14 protein-coding genes and 1 pseudogene are annotated in these 12,856 nt (G+C 69.4%); 4 read left to right on the top strand and 11 right to left on the bottom strand.

Features of this window, described 5'->3' with window-relative positions:
• The first annotated feature begins 2 nt into the window (after window positions 1-2).
• Window positions 3-1,265, top strand: a complete 1,263-nt coding sequence (locus TSB10P1A_RS12840; protein WP_186388492.1) for a class II aldolase/adducin family protein — start codon at window positions 3-5, stop codon at window positions 1,263-1,265.
• A gap of 61 nt (window positions 1,266-1,326) precedes the next feature.
• Here TSB10P1A_RS12840 and TSB10P1A_RS12835 read toward each other — a convergent pair whose 3' ends face one another.
• The 3 genes from TSB10P1A_RS12835 to TSB10P1A_RS12825 all read right to left on the bottom strand — a co-directional run bounded on the left by TSB10P1A_RS12835 (window position 1,327) and on the right by TSB10P1A_RS12825 (window position 2,445).
• Entirely contained in the window at window positions 1,327-1,518 is a 192-nt protein-coding gene (locus TSB10P1A_RS12835) for a hypothetical protein (protein WP_186388313.1), read from the bottom strand.
• Window positions 1,519-1,666: 148 nt separating this feature from the next.
• Entirely contained in the window at window positions 1,667-1,876 is a 210-nt protein-coding gene (locus TSB10P1A_RS12830) for a TSUP family transporter (protein WP_186388312.1), read from the bottom strand.
• A gap of 29 nt (window positions 1,877-1,905) precedes the next feature.
• Complete coding sequence (locus TSB10P1A_RS12825) at window positions 1,906-2,445, bottom strand: alpha/beta hydrolase (protein WP_186388311.1); 540 nt, start codon at window positions 2,443-2,445, stop codon at window positions 1,906-1,908.
• A 217-nt stretch (window positions 2,446-2,662) separates the two neighbouring features.
• On the opposite strand from TSB10P1A_RS12825, the gene TSB10P1A_RS12820 reads away from it, so the two are divergent.
• Together TSB10P1A_RS12820 and TSB10P1A_RS12815 are read left to right on the top strand one after the other, a co-directional pair.
• Complete coding sequence (locus TSB10P1A_RS12820) at window positions 2,663-3,229, top strand: isochorismatase family protein (protein WP_186388310.1); 567 nt, start codon at window positions 2,663-2,665, stop codon at window positions 3,227-3,229.
• A complete protein-coding gene (locus TSB10P1A_RS12815; protein WP_186388309.1) occupies window positions 3,226-4,227 on the top strand; it encodes a GlxA family transcriptional regulator in 1,002 nt (333 codons plus the stop codon). Before TSB10P1A_RS12820 ends, TSB10P1A_RS12815 begins: the two co-directional genes overlap by 4 nt.
• 11 nt (window positions 4,228-4,238) lie before the next feature.
• Here the strand turns inward: TSB10P1A_RS12815 and TSB10P1A_RS12810 are convergent, their stop codons facing one another.
• Genes TSB10P1A_RS12810 through TSB10P1A_RS23755 form a run of 4 tightly spaced genes read right to left on the bottom strand, consistent with a single transcriptional unit; the run spans window position 4,239 to window position 7,503 of the window.
• Complete coding sequence (locus TSB10P1A_RS12810) at window positions 4,239-5,267, bottom strand: phosphotransferase family protein (RefSeq protein ID WP_186388308.1); 1,029 nt, start codon at window positions 5,265-5,267, stop codon at window positions 4,239-4,241.
• The gene (locus TSB10P1A_RS12805; RefSeq protein ID WP_186388307.1) at window positions 5,264-6,469 is read right to left on the bottom strand and encodes an acyl-CoA dehydrogenase family protein; all 1,206 of its coding nucleotides are present in this window, start codon (window positions 6,467-6,469) and stop codon (window positions 5,264-5,266) included. The genes TSB10P1A_RS12810 and TSB10P1A_RS12805 overlap by 4 nt, the downstream gene beginning before the upstream one ends.
• 8 nt (window positions 6,470-6,477) lie before the next feature.
• Entirely contained in the window at window positions 6,478-7,224 is a 747-nt protein-coding gene (locus TSB10P1A_RS12800) for an SDR family NAD(P)-dependent oxidoreductase (protein ID WP_186388306.1), read from the bottom strand.
• A gap of 9 nt (window positions 7,225-7,233) precedes the next feature.
• Complete coding sequence (locus TSB10P1A_RS23755; RefSeq protein WP_186388506.1) at window positions 7,234-7,503, bottom strand: hypothetical protein; 270 nt, start codon at window positions 7,501-7,503, stop codon at window positions 7,234-7,236.
• 66 nt (window positions 7,504-7,569) lie between these two features.
• On the opposite strand from TSB10P1A_RS23755, the pseudogene TSB10P1A_RS23750 reads away from it, so the two are divergent.
• A pseudogene (locus TSB10P1A_RS23750) lies at window positions 7,570-7,776 on the top strand (hypothetical protein); the annotation flags it as partial.
• Here TSB10P1A_RS23750 and TSB10P1A_RS23745 read toward each other — a convergent pair.
• From TSB10P1A_RS23745 to TSB10P1A_RS12775, 4 genes are all read right to left on the bottom strand, one after another.
• Entirely contained in the window at window positions 7,722-9,806 is a 2,085-nt protein-coding gene (locus tag TSB10P1A_RS23745) for a VWA domain-containing protein (protein WP_186388305.1), read from the bottom strand. The pseudogene TSB10P1A_RS23750 and the gene TSB10P1A_RS23745 overlap by 55 nt on opposite strands.
• Before the next feature lie 23 nt (window positions 9,807-9,829).
• Window positions 9,830-10,516 (bottom strand): hypothetical protein, encoded by a 687-nt coding sequence (locus tag TSB10P1A_RS12785; RefSeq protein ID WP_186388304.1) that lies wholly within the window; start codon window positions 10,514-10,516, stop codon window positions 9,830-9,832.
• Between the two features lie 140 nt (window positions 10,517-10,656).
• Entirely contained in the window at window positions 10,657-11,655 is a 999-nt protein-coding gene (locus TSB10P1A_RS12780) for a hypothetical protein (RefSeq protein ID WP_244293099.1), read from the bottom strand.
• 187 nt (window positions 11,656-11,842) lie between these two features.
• Window positions 11,843-12,817 carry an AraC family transcriptional regulator gene (locus TSB10P1A_RS12775; RefSeq protein ID WP_186388303.1) on the bottom strand — a complete coding sequence of 325 codons (975 nt, stop codon included), beginning with the start codon at window positions 12,815-12,817 and terminating at the stop codon, window positions 11,843-11,845.
• Between the last annotated feature and the right edge of the window lie 39 nt (window positions 12,818-12,856).

Below are 12,856 nucleotides of genomic sequence, written 5' to 3'. Positions count from 1 at the left end.
GGATGATCAACAAGTGGAATGACGACGAGGCGGCAGCCTGGTTGCGCGGAGCCGGGGAGGAGGAGGCCGAGCGCGACCTGGCCCTGCGCATCTACACGTCGCGGCTGATCGGCGGCGAGACCGATCTCGTGCTGCATGGCGGAGGCAACACCTCGGTCAAGACGCGGCGACGCATGGCCGACGGCGAGCTCAGGCCCGTCCTGCATGTGAAGGGCAGCGGCTGGGACCTGGGGACGATCAAGGCTCCCGGTCTTCCCGCGCTCGAACTGGCTCCACTGTGCGAGGCGCGGTCGGGGGCTGCCCTGTCCGATCCGCAAATGGTGGCGTTGCTGCGGGCTCATCTGCTCGATCCAGCGTCACCTAACCCATCCATCGAAACCCTGCTTCATGCGTTCCTGCCGGCAAAATATGTCGACCATTCCCATGCGGCGGCAGTGCTGGCCCTTGTGAACCAGCCTGATGCAGCAGCAATCGGTCGGCGCCTCTATGGCCGGCGCCTTGCCATCGTGCCCTATGTGATGCCTGGCTACGACCTCTCCATCGAGGCAGCGCGGATCTTCGACGAAAATCCTGACTGCGAGGGGCTTTGGCTGGTCAATCACGGTCTTTTCACGTTCGGCGAGACGGCGCGCCAGTCCTATGATCGGATGATCGAGTTCGTGAACATGGCGGAGGCGCATCTGGCCGAGCACGGGGTGCGTCTCGTTCCCCCGCTTGCCCCGCTTGGCGACACCGCCGGAAGCCGGGCCTTTCGCGATCTTCTGTCGGAGCGCATCCGGGCTGCCGGGCCAGCCTTTGCCTCGGGCGTTGCGCTCGATTTTCGCGCGGATGCGGCAATCGACACTCTCCTGCAAATACCGGACCTGGTGGAGATCACCGGTCGGGGCACGATCACCCCGGACCATGTCATCAGGGTCAAGCCGTTCCCTCTGGTTCTGGACGGCACGGAAAGCGCGGCCGAACTGGACGCCGCCCTTGCGGATTTCGCCGGGCGTTATGAGCGCTACTTCGAGCACCATGCGGCGCAGGCCAGCGAGCCGAAGACGATGCTTGACCCGCTGCCGCGGGTGATCCTGGTGCGGGGCATGGGACTGTTCGGTGTCGGGGGCAGTGATGCCGAGGCGAGGATCGTTGCCGATCTCGCGTCGCAGACGGCACGGGTCATCCAAGCGTCGGAAGCCTATGGCCGATTTACGCCGCTGTCGACGGCCGATCTCTTCGACATGGAATACTGGTCTCTGGAACAAGCAAAGCTGAAGAAATAGGGCTCGGGGCCGCCGTGTGACCTGCCCCCAGGCCTTCCAAGATGTGCTGGGAGGGTGCCGGTTAGCCGGACTGCCGGTTCGCCTGGGGAGCAATCACGCAGCCCAGCACAAGATAGATCAGCAGGATGCAGGCCAGCGCTGCCATCAGCAGGATGCCGAGCCCGGCGCCGAAATAGCCGCCATAGACGGTGACCGCGAAATCGATGACGAGCAGAGCGGCTCTCGGCAGTTCACCGCCGCGAGGCGCGCTCACCCAGGCGCGCAGCCTCGGTCCGGCGGCGAAGAGCAGCGTTGCCGCGAGCAGCAGCCAGGGATCAATTGCCGGAAGACCGCGTTGCTGGTCGCCGCCGGCAGCGCCGCGCCGACGATGCCGCCGAGGATGAAGACGGGGGCGCTGGCCTTCAGCCGCGCCGACTGGGAAGGCGGAGCTCCTCGCGATATCCCAGCAGGCTCGTGGCATGACCCGGCCAGATCGAGATCGCGCTGGCGGCATTGGCGGCGACCGGCGGCACGCCGACATGCAGCAGCGCGGGAAAGGTGAAGAAGGTGCCCCCGCCGGCGATGGCGTTGCAGGCGCCGCCGACAAGCCCGGCTGCCAGTAGCAGGAGCAACTCGGCAAGGCCGATCTCGGCGCCCCATCTCAGCCCCGCGCGCCTGCGGCGAAGGCGTCGAAAAGCCTTCGCCCCTCGGCCCAGGCGCCCAGACCGCTCGCCCCGTTGATGTGGCCCCTTGCGCCGATCTCGACGAGCCCGGCCCCCCAGTCCCGCGCCCGCCGGCGGGCATGCTCCGGCGTGCCGTAGGGATCGTCGCTGCTGGCGACAATCAGCGCCGGGAACGGCAGCGCCCGCGCCGGCACATCGCGAAAGCTCGCTGCCTCGCCCGGAAAGGCCGGTCCCTCCGGGTCCGGCACCGCCACCAGGAACGCCCCGCGCACGCGACCGACAAGCCGTTCCCCCGCATGGGCGACCAGCAGGCAGGCGAGGCTGTGGGCGATCAGCAGCGGCGGACGGGAAAAGCCGGCGAGCGCCCGCTCCAGCGCGCCCGTCCACTCGGCAAGTTCCGGCCGGTCCCAGTCGGTCGGGGCAAATCGCCTTAGCCCGGCATCCTCCGCTTCCCACAGGCTCTGCCAATGCGCCTCGCCCGATCCGCCGATGCCGGGAAGAACCAGTCCGTCCGTCATTGCGCGCCCCTGCCGTGTTCGCCAGCCCGGCAGGAAGACTACAGGGCGAACCACCGTGGAGGAAACTGAAGCGATCTCAGCCGGCAAGGAGCATTTCTCACGCACCTTGGGCGACAGTTTTGGCGTGAATTGTCCCTCATCCGTCCGGAGCGTGCATTTCGCCCTTTGAAGGCGGCGCTATCCTGCGGATACTGTCCCTCGTCAGGAGATACCGGAAATGTCCGCAGATACCGCCCTCATCGTCGTCGACGTCCAGGAGTCCTTCCGCCACCGGCCCTACTTCCGCGAGGAAGGGCTCGGCCTCTATCTGGAGCGCCAGCAGGCGCTGATCGACGGTGCCGCCGCCGCCGGCATTCCGCTGGTGCAGATCTTCCATGTGGAAGAGACCGGCCCGTTTTCGGAAGGCTCCGGCTTCGTCGTGCCGCTTTCCCCGCTGCGCCTTGCCGCCGACGCGGTCTTCCGCAAGCGACGCCACAGCGCGCTGGTCGGCAGCGGCCTCGATGTCTGGTTGACCGAGCGCGGCATCCGGCGGCTGATCGTCTCGGGCATCCGCACCGAGCAGTGCTGCGAGACGACGACGCGCCATGCCTCGGATCTCGGATACGAGGTCGATTTCGTCGGCGAGGCTACGCTGACCTTCCCGATGGTCGATGCGGCGGGGCGCGAGTGGAGCGCCGCCGAGATCCGCGCCCGCAGCGAGCTGGTGCTTGCCGGCCGCTTCGCCCGCATCGCCACGGTGGAGGAGGCGCTGGCCGCCGCCACGGACGGTAGGCTCGCCGCATGAACGAGGCAGCGCGCGTGCGGACCATACCCGTCTTCGTGGTGGTTCCGCCGCGCGCGCTGCTGCTCGACATTGCCGGCCCGGTCGAGGTGCTGCGCAAGGCCAACATGGAGCAGGCGCAGCTATGCTTCGATGTGACCTATGTCGGCCCGGCGACGAGTGTCACCAGTTCCGTCGGCCTTGCCGTTGCCGGCATCGCGCCGCTGCCCGCCGCCCTTCCCGACGGGGCGATGGTGGTGGTCTCGGGCGCCGCCGACAGGCCGCTCGGCAGCGAGGCCGACACGCGCAAGGACGACGCGCCGCTGGAAGCGGAGATCGCCGACTGGCTGCGCCGGGTGGTGCGCCTCGGCATCCGGCTGGTGACGATCTGTTCCGGCGCGCTGCTCGCCGCCCGTGCCGGCCTGCTGGAAGGGTGCGAATGCACCACCCATCACGCGGCGATCGAGGACCTGCGCCGCGCCGCGCCCACCGCGCGGGTGCGCGACAACCGCCTGTTCGTGGAGGACGGCGAGCGGCTGACCAGCGCCGGCATCACCGCCGGCATCGACCTCATGCTGGCCATCGTCGCGCGCGAGGCCGGCCACGACGTGGCGCTGGCGGTCGCGCGGTATCTCGTCGTCTATCTGCGGCGCGGCGGGGCCGATCCGCAGCTTTCGCCCTGGCTGGAAGGGCGCAACCACATCCATCCCGCCATCCACCGGGTGCAGGACGCGGTCGCCGGCGATCCGGCCCGCGCCTGGACCGTCGCCGCGCTCGCCCGCCTTGCCGCCACCAGCCCGCGCAACCTCTCGCGCCTGTTCAACGAGCATACCGGGCTGAGCGTCACCGATTTCGTCAACCGCATGCGCATCGCGCTGGCACGCGAGATGGTGCTCGGCTCGCGGCTCGACATGGAGGAGATCGCCGCGCGCGCCGGCTTTTCCTCCGCCCGCCAGTTCCGCCGGGCCTGGAACCGGCTGCATCCCGCCTCGCCGACCAGCCTGCGCGCCGCCGCCTCCTGAGGCGGGGCGGCTCACAGCGCGTGCGGCCACCCTTCGGCGATCTCAAGTGCCCTGAGCGCGAAGCGCTCGGCGAGCGGCGCCAGCTTCGCCGCCTCCGGGTCGGAGGCATTGCCGAGCCGCGCCCGCTCGGCGATGCCGACGAAGATGACGGCGAAGCGGTAGAGCGCGAAGGCCTTGTGGAAGGGCAGCAGCGGGGGCGAGCCGGGCGCCGCCTGCATGTAGCGGGCGACGAACGCGTCTTCGCGCGGCAACTGCATCGCGGCAAGGTCGATGCCCAGCAGCCCGCCATATTCCTCCGGCGCGGTGTACCAGGGCATGCAGCAGAAGCCGAGATCGGCGAGCGGATGGCCGAGCGTCGACAACTCCCAGTCGAGGATCGCCACCACCTTCGGCTCGCTTGGGTGGAACATCAGGTTGCCGAGCCGGAAATCGCCGTGGCACAGCGACACGCGCCCGTCGTCCGTCGGCTGGTTGGCGCTCAGCCAGTCGAACAGCACCTCGATGGCGGGGATGGGCGCCAGCTCCGACTGGCGATACTGCCGGTCCCAGCGGCTGATCTGCCGCTCGAAATAGTTGCCCGGCTTGCCGTAGTCGCCAAGGCCGACCTCCTGCGGCACGAGGGCGTGCATCGCCGCCATCGCCTCGGCCGCCGCCATCCAGATGGCGCGGCGCTCGCCGGCGGGGAGCTCCTGCAGCGAGGTGTCGGTGAAGACGCGCCCCTCGACCCGCTCCATCAGGTAGAACGGCGTGCCGATCACCTCGGCATCCTCGCAATAGAGTACCGGCCTCGGCACCGGCACGCCGGTCGGCGCCAGCGCCTGCAGCACCCGGTATTCCCGGTCGATGGCATGGGCCCCGCGCAGGATCGGACCGCCGGGCTGCTTGCGCAGCACGTAGCGTTTGTGCCCCCGGTCGAGGAAAAAGGACGGGTTGGACTGGCCGCCGCCGATCCGCTCCAGCGTTATCCCCGTTTCCGCGGGGCCGAGCTCGGCATCGAGCCGCGCGGCGAGCCTCGCCGCGTCGAAGCCGGGTCCGCTCATTCTCCTGTCTCCCAGCGCCAGGCGTCGCGCCCGTCCTTTTCCAGGTGCCGGTAGAGCACCATCTTGTGCACCTCGTCGGCGCCGTCGACCAGCCGCGCCTGGCGGGCGTAGCGGTAGATCCATTCCAGCACGGTGTCCTTGGAATAGCCGCGCGCGCCGTTGATCTGGATCGCCGTGTCGGCCGCCTTGTGCAGCAGGTTGGCGACATGCACCTTGGCCATCGACACTTCCTTCTGGGCGTAGCCGCCCCGGTCGATCTCCCAGGCGGCCTTCATCACCAGCATGCGGCCGATCTCGATCTGCATCGCCAGCTCGCCGAGCATCACCTGCACGCTTTCCCGGTCCGCCAGTCGCACGCCGAAGCCCATTCGCTTGGAGGCATAGTCGCGGGCGATCTCGACGCAGCGCTTGGACAGGCCGAGCCAGCGCATGCAATGGGTCAGGCGTGCCGGCCCGAGCCGCGTCTGCGTCGCCTTGAGCCCGCGCCCCTCGCCGATCAGCACGTTCTCCGCCGGGATGCGAAGCCCGTCGAAGCGCAGCTCGCAATGCCCGCCATGCTCTTCCGGTCCCATGATCGGGATGCGCCGGACGATCTCCCAACCCGGCTGGTCGCGGTGGAACAGGAAGGCGGTGTGCCCGGCCCGCGCATCGTCCGAGGTGCGGGCGATCAGCACGAAATGCGCCGCGTCCTCCGCTCCGGTGATGAACCACTTGTGCCCGGTGACCACATAGTCGTTGCCCTCGCGCACGGCGCGGGTCTGCATCATGCCGGGGTCGGAGCCGCCGCCCGGATGCGGCTCGGTCATCACGAAGGCCGAGCGCACCTTGCCCTGCGCGATCGGCGCCAGCCACCGCTCTTTCTGCTCCGGCGTGCCGAGCGCCTCCAGCATCATCATGTTGCCGTCGTCGGGCGCGGCGGAGTTGAAGACGACCGGCCCGAAGATCGATCGGTTCATCTCCTCGTAGCACACCGCCATGCCCATCTTGCCGATGCCACGCCCGCCGTTCTCGGGCGACAGTTGCAGGCACCACAGGCCCTGCTCGCGGGCCTTGGCGCGCACCGTCTCCAGCACGCCTGGTGCGATGTTCTCGTGCGCGTCGTAGGACGCCGGATCGCTCTCCAGCGGGATCAGTTGCTCCTCGACGAAGGCGGCGATCTCGGCGCGCAGGCCGGCGATCTCGGGGGAAAGGGTGAAATCCATGAATGCCCTCACAATCCTGAAACCAGATGTCCGCCGTCCACCGCGATGACCGAGCCCGTCATGTAGGCGGACCGGTCGCTGGCCAGCAGCAGCAGTGGTGCGTCGAGATCGCCTTGCGATCCCAGCCGCCGCTGTGGGATGCGGCCGATCAGCGCCTTGCCCGCCTCGGTGGCGAAGAACTCGGCATTGATCGGCGTTTCTATATAGCCCGGGCACAGCGCGTTGACGCGAATGCCGTAGCGTGCCCATTCCAGCGCCAGCGTCTTGGTCAGTTGCACTAGCCCCGCCTTGGAGGCGGCATAGGCGGCAAGATGGCCGGACACGCGCAGGCCCAGGATCGAGGCGATGTTGACGATGGAGCCGCCGCCCGCCTCGCGCATGCCGGCAGCCGCCGCCCGCGCCACCGCGAAGGCGCCGGTCAGGTTGGTGTCGATGACGCCGGCAAACTCCTCCGCCGTCATGGCAAGCGCTGCGCCCGCGCCGGCAACGCCCGCATTGTTGATGAGGATGTCGAAGGGCGCGCGCCCGGCGAACAGCGCCGCGACGCTGTCCGCATCGGCCACGTCCATCTCCGCCGCCTCGGCGTCGTGTCCCGCCTCGCGCAGGGCGGCGGCATTCGCTTCCACCTTGTCGAGGCGCCGCGCCGCCAGCGTCACGCTGGCACCCGCTTCCGCCAGCACCTTGGCGAAATGCTCGCCGAGCCCGCTCGAGGCGCCGGTGACCAGCGCCCGTTTTCCGTCAATCCGCAAGTCCATGTCCGCTCCTCACGCTTCGCCGCGCCGTTTGCGCTCGGCATCGTCCCAGGCGGTCAGCGCCTGATAGTCTGGCACGAAGCCGAGGCCCTTGCGCGCGTCGGAGGAGATGGCGTCCTGCGAGGTCACCCCGTCAATCACCGCCGGCGCGTTGGCCAGCCCCCGGCGGATGGCGTCCGCCAGATCGTCCGGGTTCTCCTCCCGCTCGCCATGGGTGCCGAGCGCCTCGCTCATCGCCGCCGCGCGCACCGCGCCCACCACCGAGGGATGGTCGGCCGGCACCAGGCCGCGGCTCTCCTGCGTGTCGAGATAGAGCGCGTCCGCCGCATCGAGGAAGCGGACCAGAGCCTTGCCGGCATCGCGCGCGAACTGCGGCTGATCGGCGAGCTCGGCTTCGCCTCCTATTTTCTCACCGTGCAGGACATCGTCCGCTTCGCCCGCAGCCAGGACCCGCCGATCCTGTGCCAGGGGTGCGGCTCCTCGGTCAACTCCGCCGTTTGCTATTGTCTCGGCATCACCTCGGTCAATCCGACCGAGTTCGACCTCTTGTTCGAGCTGCGCAGTGCAGCCGCGGCCGGGGCCGGCGCGGCGCGGGCCGTCGCGATCCGCAGCGAGGAGCGCACCACCTCGAAGGCACCGAGATAGGCGACGTCGGTGCTGGTCGCCCGGCACAGCTCGCCGGCCGGCGTGCCGATGCAGGGACCGCTGGAGGCCATCCACTGGCGCGGGTTCAGCATGATCTGCTGCAGCTCGCCGCCGACGGTCCGCGACAGGGACGCGGACGGCTGCCCGGCCTTCGCCCCGCCGGCGGTCTCGTAGAAGAAGGGCGCGTCGATCTCCCAGCCCTGCGGCAGGATCAGCGCCAGCCCCGTCACCGGGTCGTGATAGGCGCAACCGGACGGGGCCCGGCAGGCCATGCCCTGGCTCTCCTGCGCCAGGGTGCCGGCGCCCGAGGACCCGGCATCGCCGCGCTGTCCGGGCGGGTTCTGCTCCGCCTCGCCGCCACCGACCAGCGGGATGACGAAGTCGTTGGGCTGTCCCGGCACGATCTCGACCACGCCGCGGAACTCGGTCTCGCCGGGGCCCGTGACCCGGACCTCGTAGCGCCCCGGCTCGAACTCGCCCTCGCCGACCGCCATCTCCGTCTGCGGCGCCCAGGCTTCCGGGCTCATGTCCGGATCGAGCGGCACGGCCGACCACCACAGCGGCGTCGGCGGGAAGCCGTCCGGCAGGCGGAAGGTGGCGCGCACCATCGGCAGCGCGTCCTGCCCGGGCGCGGCCTGCGTCGCCGCGAAGGCACGCTCCGCCAGCTCCGTGCTGGTCGTGCGGTCGGCGTCCTCGTAAGCAACGCCGACGCCGAAGGTCCGGGAGAACAGGATCTCCTTGCGGTTGGCCGACAGGTAGCGCAGCTCGTAAAGACCCGGCTCTGCGGGAGCCTTCAGGCCCATGCGCCCGTTCTTGCTGAGCGCATAGCCCCAGTCGCCTTCGTAAGTGCCGGCAGGGTCGCCCGGCCGCGCGATGACGATGCGCTGCTGGACCTGGTCCGGACCGCGCCAGGTGAAGGGAAACCGCTTGCCCGGCTCCACCGAGCCGATGGGGTCGAACCCGTTCGACGCGGCAACCACCTCGATCGGCTGCCGCGCGACGATACCCTCGCCATTGTTCTTGAAGAGAATGAGATCGTAGTCGCCGGGCTCCTGCGGGGCCTGTTTCGTGAACGGGTTGTTGCCGGTTCTGCCGCCGCCGATCGGGCCGTAGGACGGGCTGACATCGGGCTCTGCCTCGCCGCGCCGGGTGAAGCCCGCATAGTCGACGGGCCGCGCCGTTCCTTTGTAGGAGATGCGGTAGGTATGGCCGGCCTCGGCCTTCGGCCCGATGTCGAAGAAGTTTTCCTGAACAGTCGGTTCGGGCTCTGGTTCTGGCATCGGCTCCGCCGCGGCGATCTGGTTGAGCGCATCGGTGAGCTCGGCGCCGGACTGCGGGCGCAGCAGCCGCCCGCCGGTCTGGTCGGGCACGCAGGCGAGCGCGTTCGCCTGCTGTTCGCTCAGGCCGAAGCCGACCACATGGGCGCGGATCTTGATGCCTTCGTTGGCCAGTTGCGCGGCAACCGCGCAAGGGTCGGCATTGCAGGTCTCCAGCCCGTCGGTGACGAGGATGATGTCGGCTTCTTCCGCCGTCGGCGGGATCTCTCCGGCCGCGATCCGCAGGCTTTCCGAGATCGGCGTCATGCCGCGCGGGTTGATGCGGTTGAGCCGCTGCGACAGGGCGCCGGGGTTCTGGCTGCCCGCGCGGGCGATGATCTCGATGTCGGAGCAGTCGCCGCGCCGGTTGTGGCCATAGGCGATGACGCCGAGCGGGATGGACGCATCGCGTGTGGCGAAGAACTGCCCCATCACGTCGCGCGCCACCTCGATCTTGGTGATGCCGCCGTCGAGCTGGCCCCACATCGAGCCGGAGGCATCGAGAATGAGGATGGCCGCCTTGCCGGATTGGGACGACGATGACTGGGCGTGCGCCGCCTGCGTGACGGCAAGCGCGCCGAGCGTTGCGGCGGCGAGCGCCGCCGTGAAGCCGGACTGTTTCATGATCTTCCTCCTCGTGCGGCCGCTCAGTCGCGGGCGAGCCTCAGGGCCGGTCGCAACACGTTCTCGGCGCGCGGTATGGTGATGCGGGCCGAAAAGGGCTGGGCCTCGCCCGAGGCGAGCTGCCGATAGCTGCCTTCGACCGTGACCGACCCGTCGACGAGAAGTGTCTCGCGCAGGTCGAAGGAGATGGTGCCACCGTCCACCGTGCCGGCGGCGAGGGTGACGGGAACGTCCGCGTCGTTGCGCTGCACCAGCTTGAAGACGCCGAGGAAGGCGCCGTCGGGCGCATCTGCCATCCCGGCCTCGCCGACGATGGCGCCGGATGTGGCATCGCTGTCGCCGAGGCGGACCAGCACCATGCAGAGCATGGTCAAGGCCGGCGCATCGTCGAACACCATGCCCTGGACGCCGACGACGAGGCCGCCGCCTGCGTCCGTGCCGTAGAGCCCGCCGCCCGCAAAGCCGGCGGTGAGCCCGCCCGAGATCTCGCCCCTGGTGACGGGGGCGTCCGGCTTGCTCTCCACGAGGTTGCGGAACTGCGAGATGTCGAAGCCGGGCGGCGGCATGTCGCAGGCGGCCGGTCCGAGCGTGTCGAACACGAAATCGGCTTGCGGTTCGACCTGGGCGCCGGGTTGTGCCTGGGCAGCGGTCGTCGCAAGCAGGGCGAGGGCCGCGAGGCCGCCGCAGGCAAGGCGTGGTCTGAAAATCATCTCATGGGTCCTTCAGGTGCTGAATGGTGCCCCCATCAGCGGTCCGGTTCCGGCAGTTGCGTCCCTGCTTTGCCACCCTTCGAGGCAACTGCCGGATTGAGCCGGACCAAAGCGATTTCGATGCCGAGGCGCGGCGGGCCTTACGCCTGCTGCTGCGCCGGGTCCGGCCCGGCAGTCTGGCCGGGCGGCGGCGCCGGAGACCACAACCCGCTCTTCTGCTTGATCGCGTCGAACTTCTTGGAGACCTGCGACAGCTTCGCGTCCCAGGCCGGATCCGGCGTCTGGCCGGCGGTGACCTTGAAGAAGGCCTGCAGCATGCAGGCGATGGCGAAGGGCTCGATCAGGGCCGCCTTGACCGCCCAGGCGAAGATCAGTGCGAAGACGATGCCGCCGGCCGACCAGGCGCCGGGGATCAGGTAGACGACCGCCGCGGCCGGAGCCAGCATGACCAGGAACACCAGGAACGACAGGCCGTAGACGATGACGGTCAGCACGGCGGCGTTCTTCATCATCCGCCCGGCATTCTGGCCGTAGAGCACCAGGGCGGTGCGGGCCGAGGCCCAGGGATTGTCGCTGCGGGTGCGGATCGCATGGGCCAGGATCACCTCGTCGACGAGGCCGATGGCGATGCGCAGGAAGGCGCGCACCAGACCCATGATCTGCTGGATGCCGGGAATGGGCAGGAAGGAGGCGATGCCCTGGATCAGCCCGGTGACGGCGGCGAGCACGCCCTTGACCAACTGGTCGATGGCGAAGAGCACGCTCGCCTCGGCGAAGCGGGCGGTCACCACCTGCCGGGCATGGGCGATCTGGCTCTTGCCATCCGGCATCTGCTTGCCGTCGATGAGTTCCACCAGCACGGCGATGTGGCCGGCCTTGACCACATAGAGAATGTATTCGCGCAGCAGGTAGATGACGCCGGCCGTCAGGCCGAAGCCGGCAATGCCGCCCCACATGGTGGAATTGGCACGAAAGCCCTCGTCGCCGAAGCCGCCGATACCCCAGCCGATGCCGGCTCCGGTGCCGGTGACGATCACATAGGCGCAGGCGATGCCGAAATAGACCACCATCCGGAAGACGATGAAGGGGGCGGTCTTCGCCATCAGGCCGAGCGACCGGCCAATACTGAAATCCCACATTCAAGGGTCTCCCGCAGCAGATGTGGTCATGAATCGCGCCATCCCGTGCGGGATGCGAGGCGAGCGTAGTCGCTTCGCAGGTTCCGCTCTTGGGGGCGGCGGTAGCGGATGCGGGCCAGGCGGCACAGATCCGGCTCTCTCGCGCCTTCGTGATCCGCGTGCCGGGCCGGGCGGCCGGGCCCTGCGCTCACTTCGCGGCGAAGGCGGCGGCGAGCGCGGCGGCGCGCACGTCCCTCGGCGTCTTGCCGAAGGCGCGGCGGAAGCTGGCGTTGAACCAGGACAGGTCGCTGAAGCCCGACGACAGCGCGATCTCGCTGATGCCGAGCGCGCTCTCGGCCGGATCGCACAGGCGCCGGTGGGCCAGCAGCAGCCGACGCTGGGCGACATAGTCGCGAAAGCTCGTCTCCTCGCCGGCGAACAGCGAGCGGATGTAGCGCGGCGAGATGGCATGGCGCGCGGCGATCCACTCGCTGGCGAGCTGCGACGAGACGAGGTTCTGCTCGATGTCGGCCTTGATCGCCTTGAGCCGGGCGGCGCGCACGCCGCGCCCCCTGGCGATCTCCTCGGCCTCGCGCGAGGCGCCCATCGCCATGATCGTCAGGTCGTGGATGTGGCTGGAGCAGGTGGCGATCTCTTCGGCCGGCAGCAGGGCCAGCTCCTCGTGCAGCGAGCGGGCGTAGCGCAGCAGCAGCCGCCATTGCGGCGTCACCGGCTGCACCTCGCGCAGGGCGCCGTTGAGGCTGGTGCCGGCGGAGGCGAGAAGGGCGCGCGGGATCGACAGGTAGAAGGCGTCGTTGCGCTCGCCGTGGAACTCGGCCGAGCCGGGCATCTCGTTGGGGTCGAGATAGACCGAGCCGGGCGTGCACACGACGTTGCTGCCGCCCTGCTGGTACATGGAAAAGCCGCCGGACAGCGGCACATGCACCATGACGTTGTCGCCGGTTTCCGCCGCCAGCGCCTGGGTCCGCACCACGCCGCACCGGGAGTGCATCGTCTGGCCGGTCATCAGGCCGGGCAGCAGGCCGATGGTCGTCTCCGAGCGGAAGCTGGCGCTGTCGTCCGGGGTGATCTCAAGCCGGCACATGGAGGCGACGGCGTCCTGGAAGGCTGCGACCCTGACATCCGGATCGAAATCGCTGGCGGAGAGGGTGAGGACGCTCATCCGGCAATTTTTACGTGTGGGAACCGGACCTGTCCAGAT

It is taken from the genome of Stappia sp. TSB10P1A (assembly GCF_900185725.1).
Lineage (GTDB): Bacteria > Pseudomonadota > Alphaproteobacteria > Rhizobiales > Stappiaceae > Stappia.
The sequence above is the reverse complement of the archived record's forward strand: the minus strand, read 5'-3'. Positions and strand labels throughout refer to the sequence as shown.

What these genes read in the sequence shown, in the direction of transcription:
- TSB10P1A_RS12840 (WP_186388492.1), top strand. Translation starts at nt 3, where the DNA reads ATGATCAACAAGTGGAATGACGACGAGGCGGCAGCCTGGTTGCGCGGA.
- TSB10P1A_RS12825 (WP_186388311.1), bottom strand. Translation starts at nt 2,445, where the DNA reads ATGACGGACGGACTGGTTCTTCCCGGCATCGGCGGATCGGGCGAGGCG.
- TSB10P1A_RS12820 (WP_186388310.1), top strand. Translation starts at nt 2,663, where the DNA reads ATGTCCGCAGATACCGCCCTCATCGTCGTCGACGTCCAGGAGTCCTTC.
- TSB10P1A_RS12815 (WP_186388309.1), top strand. Translation starts at nt 3,226, where the DNA reads ATGAACGAGGCAGCGCGCGTGCGGACCATACCCGTCTTCGTGGTGGTT.
- TSB10P1A_RS12810 (WP_186388308.1), bottom strand. Translation starts at nt 5,267, where the DNA reads ATGAGCGGACCCGGCTTCGACGCGGCGAGGCTCGCCGCGCGGCTCGAT.
- TSB10P1A_RS12805 (WP_186388307.1), bottom strand. Translation starts at nt 6,469, where the DNA reads ATGGATTTCACCCTTTCCCCCGAGATCGCCGGCCTGCGCGCCGAGATC.
- TSB10P1A_RS12800 (WP_186388306.1), bottom strand. Translation starts at nt 7,224, where the DNA reads ATGGACTTGCGGATTGACGGAAAACGGGCGCTGGTCACCGGCGCCTCG.
- TSB10P1A_RS23745 (WP_186388305.1), bottom strand. Translation starts at nt 9,806, where the DNA reads ATGAAACAGTCCGGCTTCACGGCGGCGCTCGCCGCCGCAACGCTCGGC.
- TSB10P1A_RS12785 (WP_186388304.1), bottom strand. Translation starts at nt 10,516, where the DNA reads ATGATTTTCAGACCACGCCTTGCCTGCGGCGGCCTCGCGGCCCTCGCC.
- TSB10P1A_RS12780 (WP_244293099.1), bottom strand. Translation starts at nt 11,655, where the DNA reads ATGTGGGATTTCAGTATTGGCCGGTCGCTCGGCCTGATGGCGAAGACC.
- TSB10P1A_RS12775 (WP_186388303.1), bottom strand. Translation starts at nt 12,817, where the DNA reads ATGAGCGTCCTCACCCTCTCCGCCAGCGATTTCGATCCGGATGTCAGG.